12 protein-coding genes are annotated in these 14040 nt (G+C 72.0%); 2 read left to right on the top strand and 10 right to left on the bottom strand.

Translation table 11 applies throughout. The annotated features are described in order from the left end of the window. Positions 1-174: 174 nt before the first annotated feature. From ACIP2X_RS01695 to ACIP2X_RS01705, 3 genes are all read right to left on the bottom strand, one after another. Positions 175-543, bottom strand: coding sequence for a hypothetical protein (locus ACIP2X_RS01695; RefSeq protein ID WP_401666096.1), 369 nt, complete (start codon positions 541-543; stop codon positions 175-177). 190 nt (positions 544-733) lie between these two features. Further along, on the bottom strand, positions 734-2080 hold the full coding sequence (locus ACIP2X_RS01700; protein WP_401666098.1) for an MFS transporter: 1347 nt from the start codon (positions 2078-2080) through the stop codon (positions 734-736). Positions 2081-2232: 152 nt separating this feature from the next. After that, positions 2233-2898 carry a TetR family transcriptional regulator gene (locus tag ACIP2X_RS01705; protein ID WP_401666100.1) on the bottom strand — a complete coding sequence of 222 codons (666 nt, stop codon included), beginning with the start codon at positions 2896-2898 and terminating at the stop codon, positions 2233-2235. Positions 2899-3060: 162 nt separating this feature from the next. Here ACIP2X_RS01705 and ACIP2X_RS01710 point away from each other — a divergent pair, with 162 nt between their 5' ends. Continuing rightward, complete coding sequence (locus ACIP2X_RS01710; protein ID WP_401666103.1) at positions 3061-3936, top strand: shikimate dehydrogenase; 876 nt, start codon at positions 3061-3063, stop codon at positions 3934-3936. Positions 3937-3970: 34 nt separating this feature from the next. Further along, positions 3971-5752, top strand: a complete 1782-nt coding sequence (locus ACIP2X_RS01715; RefSeq protein ID WP_401668777.1) for a bifunctional sugar phosphate isomerase/epimerase/4-hydroxyphenylpyruvate dioxygenase family protein — start codon at positions 3971-3973, stop codon at positions 5750-5752. Here ACIP2X_RS01715 and ACIP2X_RS01720 read toward each other — a convergent pair. Genes ACIP2X_RS01720 through tal form a run of 7 tightly spaced genes read right to left on the bottom strand, consistent with a single transcriptional unit; the run spans position 5739 to position 14023 of the window. Continuing rightward, positions 5739-7202: a membrane-associated oxidoreductase gene (locus tag ACIP2X_RS01720; RefSeq protein WP_401666105.1), complete on the bottom strand. Its 1464-nt coding sequence runs from the start codon at positions 7200-7202 to the stop codon at positions 5739-5741. The two genes, ACIP2X_RS01715 and ACIP2X_RS01720, sit on opposite strands and share 14 nt — an antisense overlap. 45 nt (positions 7203-7247) lie before the next feature. After that, positions 7248-7835, bottom strand: a complete 588-nt coding sequence (locus tag ACIP2X_RS01725; protein ID WP_401666106.1) for a histidine phosphatase family protein — start codon at positions 7833-7835, stop codon at positions 7248-7250. Between the two features lie 6 nt (positions 7836-7841). Then, positions 7842-8723 carry a phosphogluconate dehydrogenase (NAD(+)-dependent, decarboxylating) gene (gnd, locus tag ACIP2X_RS01730; RefSeq protein ID WP_401666108.1) on the bottom strand — a complete coding sequence of 294 codons (882 nt, stop codon included), beginning with the start codon at positions 8721-8723 and terminating at the stop codon, positions 7842-7844. A gap of 6 nt (positions 8724-8729) precedes the next feature. Continuing rightward, entirely contained in the window at positions 8730-10367 is a 1638-nt protein-coding gene (pgi, locus tag ACIP2X_RS01735; protein ID WP_401666110.1) for a glucose-6-phosphate isomerase, read from the bottom strand. Then, positions 10360-11295 carry a glucose-6-phosphate dehydrogenase assembly protein OpcA gene (opcA, locus tag ACIP2X_RS01740; protein WP_401666112.1) on the bottom strand — a complete coding sequence of 312 codons (936 nt, stop codon included), beginning with the start codon at positions 11293-11295 and terminating at the stop codon, positions 10360-10362. The genes pgi and opcA overlap by 8 nt, the downstream gene beginning before the upstream one ends. Continuing rightward, complete coding sequence (gene zwf, locus ACIP2X_RS01745) at positions 11292-12881, bottom strand: glucose-6-phosphate dehydrogenase (protein ID WP_401666114.1); 1590 nt, start codon at positions 12879-12881, stop codon at positions 11292-11294. Before zwf ends, opcA begins: the two co-directional genes overlap by 4 nt. Further along, a complete protein-coding gene (tal, locus tag ACIP2X_RS01750) occupies positions 12878-14023 on the bottom strand; it encodes a transaldolase (protein ID WP_401666117.1) in 1146 nt (381 codons plus the stop codon). The genes zwf and tal overlap by 4 nt, the downstream gene beginning before the upstream one ends. Positions 14024-14040 lie beyond the last annotated feature (17 nt).

Here is a 14040-nt window from a genome sequence, read left to right on the forward strand (position 1 = left end):
CGCCGACGTGACCTGCCGACGTGCGGGTTACCAGCCTGCGGCCCGGCCACACGTCGCACGGTGCGCTGTTGCGCCAGGTGGCCGTAGGACCCGCGAGCGGACGCATGCGGGGCCCACCGGGCGCCAGGTCGCGACCGGGGCGCCGCAGGCGCACGCCGGGCCCGCCGGATCCGGTCAGGCCGCGAGCACGGGCCCCGGCACCGCTCGCAGTGCCCTGGCCGCAGTGCGTGCCGCGCGGACGCGGTAGGTCGTCCTCGACGGGTCGACGACCGGCTCGCCGAGGGTGATCCGGCCCGCCGCGTACAGGCTGTCGCACTCGTCGGTGGGCAGCGCGACGTAGCAACTGCCGCGGCCCGTGGCGGGGTCGAGCGGCCGCCAGTAGCCGTACCGGCGGCGGCCGTCGGCGTGCACGGTGACGAACACCGGCGTACCGGGGTCGGAGATGATGCGCGCGGTGTCGGACGCGGCGGGGCGGGTACCGGGGACCTGCCGGGCCGGACGGCGGTCGTGCGGAATGTGCGCATGGCCGGTGCTGAGCGGCATCATCGGGACCTTTCGCGGATGGGTGTCGAGACCGACTACCCGGCACGGCCGTTGTTGATCTCTCTTCGCGGCATTCTTCTGCACGGCACTGACAACGACCGGAAGCCGACGCCCCGGCGCGGGCACGCACGCGCCGGAGCCCCCGGACGCCGTCGAGGCGCCCGGGGGCTCCGGCGAGCCGGCCGGCCGGTCAGGCGGTCACCGTCGTGGGCCGGGCGGCCTCACGCGCACCCCGCACGCCCAGGTCCTCGGTCGGCACCCGGTGCGTCTCGCGGGCCGACAGCGCGGCCACGACCGGCGGCACGCACAGCGCGGCGGTGAACAGTGCCACCGAGAACCAGTCGTCGCCTCCGTCACCGGCGATCTGCGCGGCGAAGGTGACCGCGAAGCCCGCCACCGCGAAGCCGATCTGCGTCCCGATCGCCATGCCGGACAGCCGGACGCGGGTGGCGAACATCTCGCCGTAGAAGGCGGGCCACACCCCGTTCGCGGCGCTGTAGAGGACGCCGAAGGCGAGGATGCCCAGCAGCAGCATCAGCGGGTAGGAGCCGGTGGAGATCGACCACAGGTACAGGAACATGGTCACCGCGCTGCCGACCGCGCCGATCAGGAACACCGGGCGCCTGCCGATGCGGTCCGACAGCGTGGCCCACAGGGGGATCGCGGCCAGCGCGACGACGTTGGCGAGCGCGCCGACCCAGAGCATGGAGGAGCGGCTCATGCCGACCGCGTCGCTGGTGGCGTACGACAGCGCCCAGACCGTGAAGATGGTGCTGACCGAGGCGATCAGCGCGGCGGCGACCACGCGCAGCACGTCCGCCCAGTGTTCCCGCAGCAGCACCGCCAGCGGCAGCTTCACGACGCCCTCGGCCGCGGCCTGCTGCTCGAAGGCCGGGGTCTCCTCCAGCTTGCGCCGGATGACGTAGCCGACGACCGCGACGCCGACGCTCAGCCAGAACGGCACGCGCCAGCCCCAGGACATGAGGTGTTCCTCGGGCAGCGCCGCGACCGGGAGGAACACCAGCGTGGCCAGCAACTGCCCGCCCTGGGTGCCGCTGAGCGTGAAGCTCGTGAAGAAGCCCCGCCGCTCGGGCGGCGCGTGCTCCAGGGTCATGGAGTTGGCGCTGGCCTGCTCGCCGGCCGCCGAGATGCCCTGGAGCACGCGGCACAGCACGAGCAGCACGGGGGCGAGCGTGCCGACCTGGTCCCGGCTGGGCAGACAGCCGATGAGGAACGTCGAGACACCCATCAGCATCAGCGTGAAGACCATGATCTTCTTGCGGCCGAGCCGGTCGCCGAAGTGGCCGAGGAAGAGCGCGCCGACCGGCCGGGCCGCGTACGCGACACCGAACGTGGCCAGCGAGAGCAGCGTCGCCGTGGCCGGGTCGGACTCGTCGAAGAAGACCTCGGGGAAGATCAGCGCGGCCGCGCTGCCGTAGATGAAGAAGTCGTAGTACTCCAGCGCGCTGCCGATCCAGGCGGCGGTCGCGGCCTTCTTCGGTTGCCCGGGCGGGGCGGCGGGGGTGGGGACGGACACGGCGGCTCCTTGGAGGGAACTCCCACGCGGAGGGAGTGAGCGGCGGGGCAGGCCGGAACTTCGGCTAATTAACCCACTGGATAGTTAGTCCCGGTGGGTAGGGATGGTGCGCGTGCCCTTCCCCGCTGTCAAGAGATCCGACCGCGCCGCCGTCAGCCCGCCGCGCGGTCCGCCGTGAGATACGCGATCACCATGTCGCCGAGCATCGTCCGGTAGTGCTCGCGCTGCGCCGGATCCACCAGGTCGCGGCCGAACAGGGCGCCGAACGTGTGCCGGTTGGCCACCCGGAAGAAGCAGAACGAGCTGATCATCGCGTGCAGGTCGACCGCGTCCACGTCGGCCGTGAACAGCCCCGACTCCTGGCCGGACGCCAGGATCCGGCGGATCACGTCCAGGGCCGGGGAGCCGATCCTCCCCAGCTTCTCGGAGGCCGCGATGTGCTCGGCGCCGTGGATGTTCTCGATGCTCACCAGGCGGATGAAGTCGGGGTGCGCCTCGTGGTGGTCGAAGGTCAGCTCGGCCAGCCGCCGGATGGCCGCGACCGGGTCCAGATGCTCGACCTTCAGCTGCTGTTCGGCCTCGCGGATCACGCCGTACGCCCGCTCCAGCACGGCCGTGAACAATTGCTCCTTGCCGCCGAAGTAGTAGTAGATCATCCGCTTGGTCGTGCGGGTGCGGGCGGCGATCTCGTCGACCCGGGCGCCGTCGTAGCCGGCCCGGGCGAACTCCTGCGTCGCCACGTCGAGGATCTCGGCCCGGGTGCGGGCGGCGTCACGGATCCGCCCGCCGTGGCGTGCCGGTTCGTCGACGGTGGTCATCGGGCTCCTCCGGGCGCGGGGCGGGTGCCGAAATTCTAGGGCCCGGCCGCGCCGGGCGGTCCGGCGGTCTTCCCCCACTGCTCACGCGGTCTTCCCTCACTGGTTCCCGGCCTGCTATGACTAACGTACTGGTTCGTACATTAGCCGTACTGGAGGTCCACGGTGGCCAAGGACTCGTATCTCGTCGGACTGATCGGCTCCGGCATCGGCCCCTCGCTCAGTCCGGCCCTGCACGAGCGCGAGGCCGACCGCCTGGGGCTGCGCTGCCTGTACCGGCTGATCGACATCGCCGAGCTCGGCGTCCCGCCGGAGGCCGTCGGCGACCTGGTGCGGGCCGCCCGGGACCTCGGCTTCGACGGACTGAACATCACCCACCCCTGCAAGCAGCTCGTCATCGGGCACCTCGACGCGCTCGCCCCGCAGGCCGAGGCGCTCGGCGCGGTCAACACCGTCGTTCTCGACGGCGGCCGGGCCGTCGGCCACAACACGGACGTCACCGGCTTCGCCGCCTCCTTCGCGCGGGGCCTGCCCGACGCCCCGCTGGAACGGGTCGTGCAGCTCGGGGCCGGCGGGGCGGGTGCCGCCGTCGCGCACGCCACGCTCACCCTCGGCGCCGGGCGGATCACCCTCGTCGACGCGCTGCCCGAGCGGGCCGCCGCCCTCGCCGGCACGCTCGGCCGGCACTTCGGCGCCGGCCGCGTCGGCACCGCCGACCCCGCCGAGCTGCCCGGCCTGCTCGCCCGCGCCGACGGCCTGGTCCACGCCACCCCCACCGGCATGGCCCCGCACCCTGGCCTGCCCGTCCCCGCCGAGCTGCTGCACCCGGGCCTGTGGGTCGCGGAGGTGGTCTACCGCCCGCTGGAGACCGAACTGCTGCGCACCGCCCGCGCGGTGGGCTGCGCCACCCTCGACGGCGGCGGCATGGCCGCCTTCCAGGCCGCGGACGCGTTCCGCCTGTTCACCGGACGGGAACCCGACACCACACGGATGCTCGCGGACCTCGCCGAGCTGGCGGACACCGTTCCCGCCGTCAACTAGGAGTCCTGGCATGCGGAAGACAGAAGGTGCCGCCCTGCGGACGTCCATCGCCACCGTCTCCCTCGGCGGATCCCTCACCGAGAAGCTCACGGCCGCCTCCCGGGCCGGTTTCGACGGGGTCGAGATCTTCGAGAACGACCTGCTCGCGAGCCCGCTGACACCCGAGGAGATCCGCACCCGCTGCGCCGACCTCGGCCTGCGCATCGACCTCTACCAGCCGATGCGGGACATCGAGGCCGTGCCGCAGGACGAGTTCGCGCGCAATCTGCGCCGCGCCCGGCGCAAGTTCGAGCTGATGCGCCGGCTCGGCGCCGACACCGTGCTCGTCTGCTCCAGCGTCTCCCCGCTCGCCGTGGACGACGACGCACTCGCCGCCGCCCAGCTCGCCCGACTTGCCGACCTCGCCCAGGACTTCGGCATCCGCGTCGCCTACGAGGCGCTCGCCTGGGGACGGCACGTCCATACCTACGACCACGCCTGGCGCGTCGTCGAGGCGGCCGGGCACCCCGCGCTCGGCACCTGCCTCGACAGCTTCCACATCCTCTCCAGGGGCACCGACCCCCGGGGCATCGAGGACATCCCCGGCGAGAAGATCTTCTTCCTCCAGCTGGCCGACGCGCCGCTGCTCGCCATGGACGTCCTGCAGTGGAGCCGCCACTACCGCTGCTTCCCCGGCCAGGGCGGCTTCGACGTCGCCGGGCTGGTCGGCCATGTGCTGCGCACCGGGTACGACGGCCCGCTCTCCCTCGAAGTCTTCAACGACGTCTTCCGCCAGGCCGAGGCCGCGCCCACCGCCGTCGACGCCCGCCGCTCCCTGCTGGTGCTCCAGGAGGCCCTCGGCGCGGCCGCACCGCCCGCCCCCGCCGTTCCCACCGGCGTCGCCTTCGCCGAGCTGGTCACCCCCGACACCGAGCCCGTGGACGCGCTGCTCGCCGCCCTCGGCTTCGCCCGCACCGCCCGGCACCGCGGCAAGCCGGTCGACCTCTGGCAGCAGGGCGAGGCCCGCATCCTGGTCAACACCGGACCGGCCGTCCGGCGTGGTGACACCCAGCTCGCCGCCGTCGGCCTGCGCTCACCCGACCCGGTCGCCGCCGCCGACCGCGCCGAGGCGCTCCTCGCCCCCGTGCTGCCCCGCCGCCGCTCCCCGCACGACGCGCCGCTGGACGCGGTCGCCGCACCCGACGGCACGGAGCTGTTCTTCTGCGGCTCCGGCCGCTGGCGCGCCGACTTCGCCCCGCTCGCCCACGCGCCCGCCGCCACCGACGTCCGCCACATCGACCACCTGGCGCTCACCCAGCCCTGGCACCAGTTCGACGAGGCGGCGTTGTTCCACCGCAGTGTGCTCGGCCTCGACGCGCAGGAGAGCGTCGACGTCGCCGACCCCTACGGCCTGCTGCGCAGCCGCGCCCTCTCCAACGCCGACGGCAGCGTCCGGATCGTGCTCACCGTCGGGCCGGCCCCCACCCATGGGACGGGCGGCGCCCAGCACATCGCGCTGGCCACCGACGACGTGACCGCAGCGGCCCGCCGCTTCCGCGCGGCCGGCGGCCGCCTCCTGCCCGTCCCCGCGAACTACTACGACGACCTCGCGGCCCGCCACGACCTCCCCGAGGAGGAACTTCGGACCTACCGCGAACTCGGCATCCTCTACGACCGGGACGCGTACGGCGTCTTCCGCCACTGCTACACGCAGACCGTCGGCCGGATCTTCTTCGAACTGGTCCAGCGCGACGACGGCTACCGCGGCTACGGGGCGCCGAACGCCCCGGTCCGGCTGGCCGCCCAGCACGCCCTGCGGGCGGTCACTGGCGGCTGATCATCCGTGTCACGCCGGCGGCGACGGTCGTGGCCAGGATCCAGCCGGTCAGGACGAGGACGTAGGCCAGCGCCTGGTACCAGCCGCGCGGGGCGAACGCGGGCTCCTGGCCGAAGGAGATCACCGGCAGCAGCAGGTCGAGCGTGTAGAACACCGGGTTGAAGTCGGGGGCCTCGGCCGGCTTCAGCGCCGGCGGGTGGTGCAGGGCGTACACGACGGAGCCGGCGCACAGCAGCGACAGCAGCCAGCCGGCCGCCCGCATCGGCCGGTAGCCGTAGCCGACGGTGGCCTCCTGGAGGTGCCCCCAGAAGCGTCCGAGCACGGGCAGGGTCGCGCGGTGGCGGCGCTGTTTGGCGAGCTGGACCTCCCGGGCGGCACGGTCGTCGCCGATGCGCCGGTAGGCGGCGGTCAACTGCTCGTAGGCCTGCGGGACATAGCCGTCGCCGTCGCGCTCCAGCATGGGCAGCCGCCGTTCGGCGGGCTCGGGCGGGTTGAGCGAGGTGTAGGCGAGACCGTTGAGCAGGACCCGCTCGGGCAGCATCTCCGGGTCCAGGAAGAGGACTTCGATCTGGGCCCGCCGCAGATTGAGCGAGCCCTCCACGGGCGGCCCCGTGCGCATCCAGAGCTCCCCGATGGTGCTGCTGCTCAGCCGCAGCGCGGCATGGCCCGGGTTCGACAGCTGGGTGTACGACAGGTCCAGTCGTCCCCCGATCCGGGCGCCGCGCAGTCCGATCCAGCCCTGCACGCGCGCGTGGCGCACGAGGACATGACTGCCGACGCTGAGCGTCTCCCCGTCCAGGGCCGCGAGTTCGGGCCGGGTGAGCCGGGCCTCGTTGAGGTTGACCGAACCGCCGACCTCGGCGCCGGACAGCCGTATCTCGCCCTCCACCCGCAGCCCGGGTGCCCACAGGTCGTCGCCCACGGACACCTGGTTGAGCTGGAGCGCCGGTTCCGGCGCCGCGGCCGCGCTGATCTCCACGCCCTCCAGGTACAGACTGCCGGCGATCTGGGCACCGGCGAGCCGCACCACGCCCCGGAACCGGGAGCGCGTCATGCGCAGGATGCCCTCCACGTGCACGCCGTGCGAGACCAGGCCGGGCAGCACCGACTCGCTCAGGTTCAGTTCGCGCAGCCGGCAGCCGTAGAAGCGGGGCACCTCGTCGAAGTAGCAGTGCCGCAGGCGGACGGGGTGGTCGATGCCGGCGTACTGGAGGTCGAGCATGCCCGTGATCCGGGCGCCCGCCACGTTGAGCGTGGCGATCTCTCCGTCCTCCTGGGGGCCGCCCAGGAGCAGCGACCTCAGCACGACCGCGCGCACCGTCCGCTCCGGCCCCCACCGGGCTCCCGCGGCCGCGTCCTCGTCCTGCGCGGTACGGAAGTCCACCGGCTCCCCGCGCGCGAAGGCGTGCCACACCCGTCGTTCGGCCGGTGTCAGGTCCTCGATCTCCATCGCGGGGACTCTGACCCGGCCGAACCACGCATGTCAACAGGGCTTCTACGGACGCGCGTTCCACTCGGCGACGACCGGCCGGCCGTGCTCCGTCGACAGCCGGCTCACCGTCCCCGTCGCCAGCTGGAAGAGGCGGCCGTCGGCGGGCGGCAGCCCGAGCCGGCGGGCCGCGAGGACGCGAAGGAAGTGGCCGTGCGCCACCAGGACCACGTCGCCGTCGGTGAGCGCGCCCCCGATCCGGGCGAGGACCCGGTCGGCGCGGGCCCCGACCTCCTCGGGCGACTCACCCGGGTGGCCCTCGGTGCCCGGCGGCACCCCGTCCGTCCACAGGTTCCAGTCGGGACGGGTGCGGTGGATCTCACGGGTGGTGATCCCCTCGTAGCCGCCGTAGTCCCATTCGTGCAGGTCGGGGTCGGCTATCGCCCCGACGACGCCCGCCAGCTCCGCGGTGCGCGCGGCGCGGCCCAGCGGGCTGGTGAGCGCGGACGCGAAGGCCCGGCCGGTGAGGAGTGGAGCGAGGGACTTGGCCTGTTCCTCGCCGTGCCCCGTCAGGGGCAGGTCGGTCCAGCTGGTGTGCTGCCCCGTGACGCTCCACTCCGTCTCACCGTGGCGGACCAGCAGAAGATCCCCCACGGTCCGCTACTTCTCCGCCGACTCGACGGCGTGCCCGCCGAACTGGTTGCGCAGGGCCGCGATCATCTTCATCTGCGGCGAGTCGTCCTGCCGGGACGCGAACCGGGCGAAGAGCGACGCCGTGATCGCGGGCAGCGGCACGGCGTTGTCGATCGCCGCCTCCACCGTCCAGCGGCCCTCACCGGAGTCCTGCGCGTAGCCGCGCAGCTTGCCCAGGTGCTCGTCGTCGTCGAGGGCGTCGACCGCGAGGTCCAGCAGCCAGGAGCGGATGACGGTGCCCTGCTGCCAGGAGCGGAACACCTCGCGGACGTTGTCGACCGAGTCGACCTTCTCCAGCAGCTCCCAGCCCTCGGCGTAGGCCTGCATCATGGCGTACTCGATGCCGTTGTGGACCATCTTCGCGAAGTGGCCGGCGCCCACCTTGCCCGCGTGGACGTAGCCGTACGGGCCGTCCGGCTTGAGCGCGTCGAAGATCGGCTTCAGCCGGTCGACGTGCTCCTTCTCGCCGCCGACCATCAGCGCGTAGCCGTTCTCCAGGCCCCACACGCCGCCGGAGACGCCCGCGTCGACGAACCGGATGCCGTGCTTGCCGAGCTCCTCGGCGTGCTTCTCGTCGTCCGTCCAGCGGGAGTTGCCGCCGTCGACCACGGTGTCGCCGGGCTTGAGCACGCTCGTCAGCTGGTCGATGACGCCCTGGGTGACGGCACCGGCCGGGACCATCACCCAGATCACGCGCGGCGCCTGGAGGCGGTCGGCGAGTTCCACCAGGTTCTTGACGTCGGAGAGCTCGGGATTGGTGTCGTACCCGACGACCTCGTGGCCGGCGTTGCGCAGGCGCTCGCGCATGTTGCCGCCCATCTTGCCGAGACCAACAAGACCGATCTGCATGTCAGCTCACTTCCTGAATTCGCGGTAGGCGGCCACGAGCGCGGCCGTGGACGGGTCGAGACCGGGCACCTGTGCGCCCTCGGTCAGGGCGGGTTCGACGCGCTTGGCGAGGACCTTGCCGAGCTCGACGCCCCACTGGTCGAAGGAGTCGATGTTCCACACGGCGCCCTGCACGAACACCTTGTGCTCGTAGAGCGCGATGAGCTGGCCGAGCACCGACGGGGTCAGCTCGCGGGCCAGGACGGTGGTCGTCGGGTGGTTGCCCTGGAAGGTCTTGTGCGCTACCAGCTCCTCCGGGACACCCTCCGCGCGCACCTCCTCCGGCGTCTTGCCGAAGGCCAGCGCCTGCCCTTGCGCGAGCATGTTGGCCATCAGCAGGTCGTGCTGGGCCTTCAGCTCCTCACTCAGCTCCGCGACCGGACGGGCGAAGCCGATGAAGTCCGCCGGGATCAGCTTCGTGCCCTGGTGGATGAGCTGGTAGTAGGCGTGCTGCCCGTTGGTGCCGGGCGTGCCCCACACCACCGGACCCGTCTGCCATTCCACCGCCCGGCCCTCACGGTCCACGGACTTGCCGTTGGACTCCATGTCGAGCTGCTGGAGGTACGCGGTGAACTTCGACAGGTAGTGGCTGTAGGGCAGCACGGCGTGCGACTGGGCGTCGTGGAAGTTGCCGTACCAGATCCCCAGCAGCCCCATCAGCAACGGCGCGTTGGCCTCGGCCGGCGCGGTGCGGAAGTGCTCGTCGACCAGGTGGAAACCGTCGAGCATCTCCCGGAAACGGTCCGGGCCGATGGCGATCATCAGCGACAGGCCGATCGCGGAGTCGTACGAGTAGCGGCCGCCGACCCAGTCCCAGAACTCGAACATGTTCGCCGTGTCGATGCCGAACTCCGCGACCTTCTCGGCGTTCGTCGACAGCGCCACGAAGTGCCGGGCCACCGCCTGCTCGTCACCCAGCTCCGCCAGCAGCCACGAACGCGCCGAGGTCGCGTTGGTGATCGTCTCGATCGTGGTGAAGGTCTTGGAGGCGACGATGAACAGCGTCTCGGCCGCGTCCAGGTCCCGGATCGCCTCGTGCAGGTCGGCGCCGTCCACGTTGGACACGAAGCGCACGGTCAGCTCGCGGTCGGTGAAGGCCCGCAGCACCTCGTAGGCCATCGCCGGGCCGAGGTCGGAGCCGCCGATGCCGATGTTGACCACGTTGCGGATCCGCCGGCCGGTGTGCCCGGTCCACTCACCCGAGCGGACCCGCCCGGCGAAGTCGGCCATCCTGTCCAGCACGGCGTGCACGCCCGGCACGACGTTCTCGCCGTCGACCTCGACCACCGCGTCCCGCGGCGCCCGCAGCGCGGTGTGCAGCACGGCCCGGTTCTCGGTGGTGTTGATCCTCTCGCCCCGGAACATCGCGTCCCGCAGCCCGAAGACGTCCGTGGCCACCGCCAGCTCCTGGAGCAGGGCCAGGGTCTCGTCGGTGACGAGGTGCTTGGAGTAGTCGATACGCAGATCGCCGACGGTGACGACGTACCGCTGCGCCCGCCCGGGATCGGCCGCGAACAGCTCCCGCAGATGCGCCTTCCATTCGGCGCGATGGTCCTCCAGAGCGGTCCATTCGGGCCGCCGCGTCAGCAACGGGGTGTCAGACATGAGCAGGCGTCTCCTTGGTGCCCTCGCCCCGCAGGGCTACGGCGTACATCTCGTCCGCGTCGAGGCGCCGCAGCTCCTCGGCGATCAGTTCGGAGGTGGCGCGCACCTTCAGCGCGAGGGTGCGCGGCGGCTGGCCCGGCAGGGACAGCGTGGCCAGCGGACCCTCGGGCCGGTCGATGAGGATCTCGCCGCTCTCCGTGCCCAGCCGCACCCCGGTCACGACCGGGCCCGCGGTCTGCACCCGGTCGACCGTGACGTGCAGCCGCGCCTCCAGCCAGCGGGCCAGCAGCTCGGCGCTCGGGTTGTCGGCCTCGCTCTCCACGGCCGCCGAGGTGATCGGCAACCGGGCCTGGTCCAGGGCCGCCGCCAGCATCGAACGCCAGGGGGTCAGGCGGGTCCAGGCCAGGTCGGTGTCGCCGGGCGCGTACGACCGGGCGCGGGCGTCGAGCGCGGCCAGGGGCGCCTCTACGGCGTACATGTCGGTGATCCGGCGCTGGGCGAGCGCCCCGAGCGGGTCCTTGGCGGGCACCTCGGGCGCGTCCACCGGCCACCACACGACGACCGGCGCGTCCGGCAGCAGCAGCGGCAGGACCACGGAGTCGGCGTGGTCGGACACCTCGCCGTAGGTGCGCAGCACCACCGTCTCGCCGGTCCCGGCCTCGGAGCCGACGCGCACCTCGGCGTCCAGCCGGGACTGCGTGCGGTCGCGCGGGGAGCGGGCGTGCCGCTTGATCACGACCAGGGTGCGCGACGGGTGCTCGTGGGACGCCTCCTCGGCCGCCTTGATCGAGTCGTAGGCGTTCTCCTCGTCCGTGACGATGACCATCGTCAGGACCATGCCCACGGCCGGGGTGCCGATGGCGCGGCGGCCCTGCACCAACGCCTTGTTGATCTTGCTTGCCGTGGTGTCGGTCAGGTCGATCTTCATGGCCTGCGCCAGCTCCGTCCGTCTCGTGCGAGCATCTCGTCGGCTTCCGCGGGACCCCAGCTGCCCGCGACGTACTGCGCGGGCCTGCCGTTCGCGGCCCAGTACCCCTCGATGGGGTCGAGGATCTTCCAGGACTCTTCCACTTCCTGGTGACGGGGGAACAAATTGGCGTCACCCAGGAGGACGTCGAGGATGAGCCGCTCGTACGCCTCGGGGCTCGACTCGGTGAAGGACTCGCCGTACGCGAAGTCCATCGTCACGTCCCGGATCTCCATCGACGTGCCGGGCACCTTCGAGCCGAACCGGACCGTCATGCCCTCGTCCGGCTGCACGCGGATCACGATCGCGTTCTTGCCGAGCTCCTCGGTGGCCGTGGAGTCGAAGGGGGAGTGCGGGGCCCGCTGGAAGACCACCGCGATCTCCGTGACCCGCCGGCCGAGGCGCTTGCCGGTGCGCAGGTAGAAGGGGACGCCCGCCCAGCGGCGGTTGTCCACGTTCAGCTTGATCGCGGCGAAGGTGTCCGTGGTGGAAGCCGCGTCGATGCCGTCCTCCTCCAGATAGCCGAGCACCTTCTCGCCGCCCTGCCAGGCCCCCGTGTACTGGGCGCGCACCGTGTGCCGGCCGAGGTCCTCGGGCAGCTTCACCGCCTTGAGCACCTTGAGCTTCTCCATCAGCAGCGAGGAGGCGTCGAAGGAGGCGGGTTCCTCCATCGCGGTGAGGGCCATCAGCTGAAGGAGGTGGTTCTGGATGACGTCCCGCGCCGAGCCGATGCCGTCGTAGTAGCCGGCGCGGCCGCCGATGCCGATGTCCTCGGCCATCGTGATCTGCACATGGTCCACGAAGGACCGGTTCCAGATCGGCTCGAACATCTGGTTCGCGAAGCGCAGCGCCAGGATGTTCTGGACGGTCTCCTTGCCCAGGTAGTGGTCGATCCGGAACACCTGCTCCGGGTCGAACACATCGTGCACGATCGTGTTGAGCTCCTGGGCCGAGCGCAGGTCGTGGCCGAACGGCTTCTCGATCACGGCCCGCCGCCAGGAGCCCTGCGGCGCGTCGGCCAGCCCGTGCTTCTTCAGCTGCTGGACGACCTTCGGGAAGAACTTGGGCGGCACGGAGAGGTAGAAGGCGTAGTTGCCGCTGGTGCCCCGGGAGGCGTCCAGCTCGTCGACGGCCGAGCGCAGCTGCTTGAAGGCGGCGTCGTCGTCGAAGTCCCCGGGGACGAACCGCATGCCCTCGGCGAGCTGCTGCCAGACCTCCTCGCGGAACGGCGTCCGCGCGTACTCGCGCACCGCGTCGTGCACGACCTCGGCGAAGTCCTGGTCCGCCCAGTCCCGGCGGGCGAACCCGACGAGCGAGAAGCCCGGCGGCAGCAGGCCCCGGTTGGCCAGGTCGTAGACGGCCGGCATCAGCTTCTTGCGCGAGAGGTCACCGGTGACGCCGAAGATCACCAGCCCCGACGGCCCGGCGATCCGGGGCAGGCGACGATCCCGGGCGTCGCGCAGCGGATTGCTCCAGTCGGGGGAGGACCCGGCCGGCCCGGCCGCCTCCTCGGCGACCTGCTCCCCTGTGGTCGGTTCGGTGCTCATTCCCCGTCAACTCCCTTGCCCGTCAATGACTTCGTCACGGCGTCCAGCAGCTCCTGCCAGGCCGCCTCGAACTTGGCGACCCCCTCGTCCTCCAGCTGCCGCACCACCTCGTCGTAGGAGATCCCCAGCCGCTCCACGGCGGCCAGGTCGGCCCGCGCCTGCGCGTAGCCGCCGCTCACGGTGTCGCCGTGGATGCGGCCGTGGTCGGCGGTGGCCTCCAGCGTGGCCTCCGGCATGGTGTTGACCGTGCCGGGAGCGACCAGGTCCTCCACGTACAGGGTGTCCTTGTACGCCGGGTCCTTCACACCGGTAGAGGCCCACAGGGGGCGCTGCTTGTTCGCCCGCGACCCGGCCAGCACGGTCCACCGGCCGGCCGAGAAGACCTCCTCGTACGCCGCGTAGGCGAGCCGCGCGTTGGCGAGCGCCGCCCGGCCCTTCAGCGCCAGCGCCTCCTTCGTGCCCAGCACGGTCAGCCGCTTGTCGATCTCGCTGTCGACGCGGGAGACGAAGAAGGACGCGACGGAGTGGATGCCGGCCAGGTCGATCCCCGCCGCCCGGGCCCTCTCCAGGCCGGCCTGGTAGGCGTCCATGACCTCGCGGTAGCGCTCCAGCGAGAAGATCAGCGTGACGTTGACGCTGATGCCCGCCCCGATCACCTCGGTGATGGCCGGCAGGCCCGCCTTCGTCGCCGGGATCTTGATCATGACGTTGGGCCGGTCGACCAGCCAGGCGAGCTGCCGGGCCTCGGCGACGGTGGCGCGGGTGTCGTGCGCGAGGCGCGGGTCGACCTCGATGGAGACCCGGCCGTCACGGCCCCCGGAGGCCTCGTACACCGGGCGCAGGACGTCCGCGGCGGCCCGGACGTCGGCGGTGGTCATCATGCGCACGGCCTCGTCGACCGTGACGCCCCGCACCGCGAGGTCGGCGAGCTGCTCCTCGTAGCCCTCGCCGGAGCCGATGGCGGCCTGGAAGATGGACGGGTTGGTGGTGACGCCGACGACGTGCCTGGTCGCGACGAGCTCGGCGAGGTTGCCGGAGGTGATCCGGCTGCGCGAGAGGTCGTCCAGCCAGATCGACACGCCCTCGTCGGACAGCCGCTTGAGTGCTCCCGCGGTGGCGGATGCTTCGGTCACAGTGATCATCTTCTTTCTTGCGATCG

The sequence above is a fragment of the Streptomyces sp. NPDC089424 genome (assembly GCF_044749345.1).
Classification (GTDB): domain Bacteria; phylum Actinomycetota; class Actinomycetes; order Streptomycetales; family Streptomycetaceae; genus Streptomyces.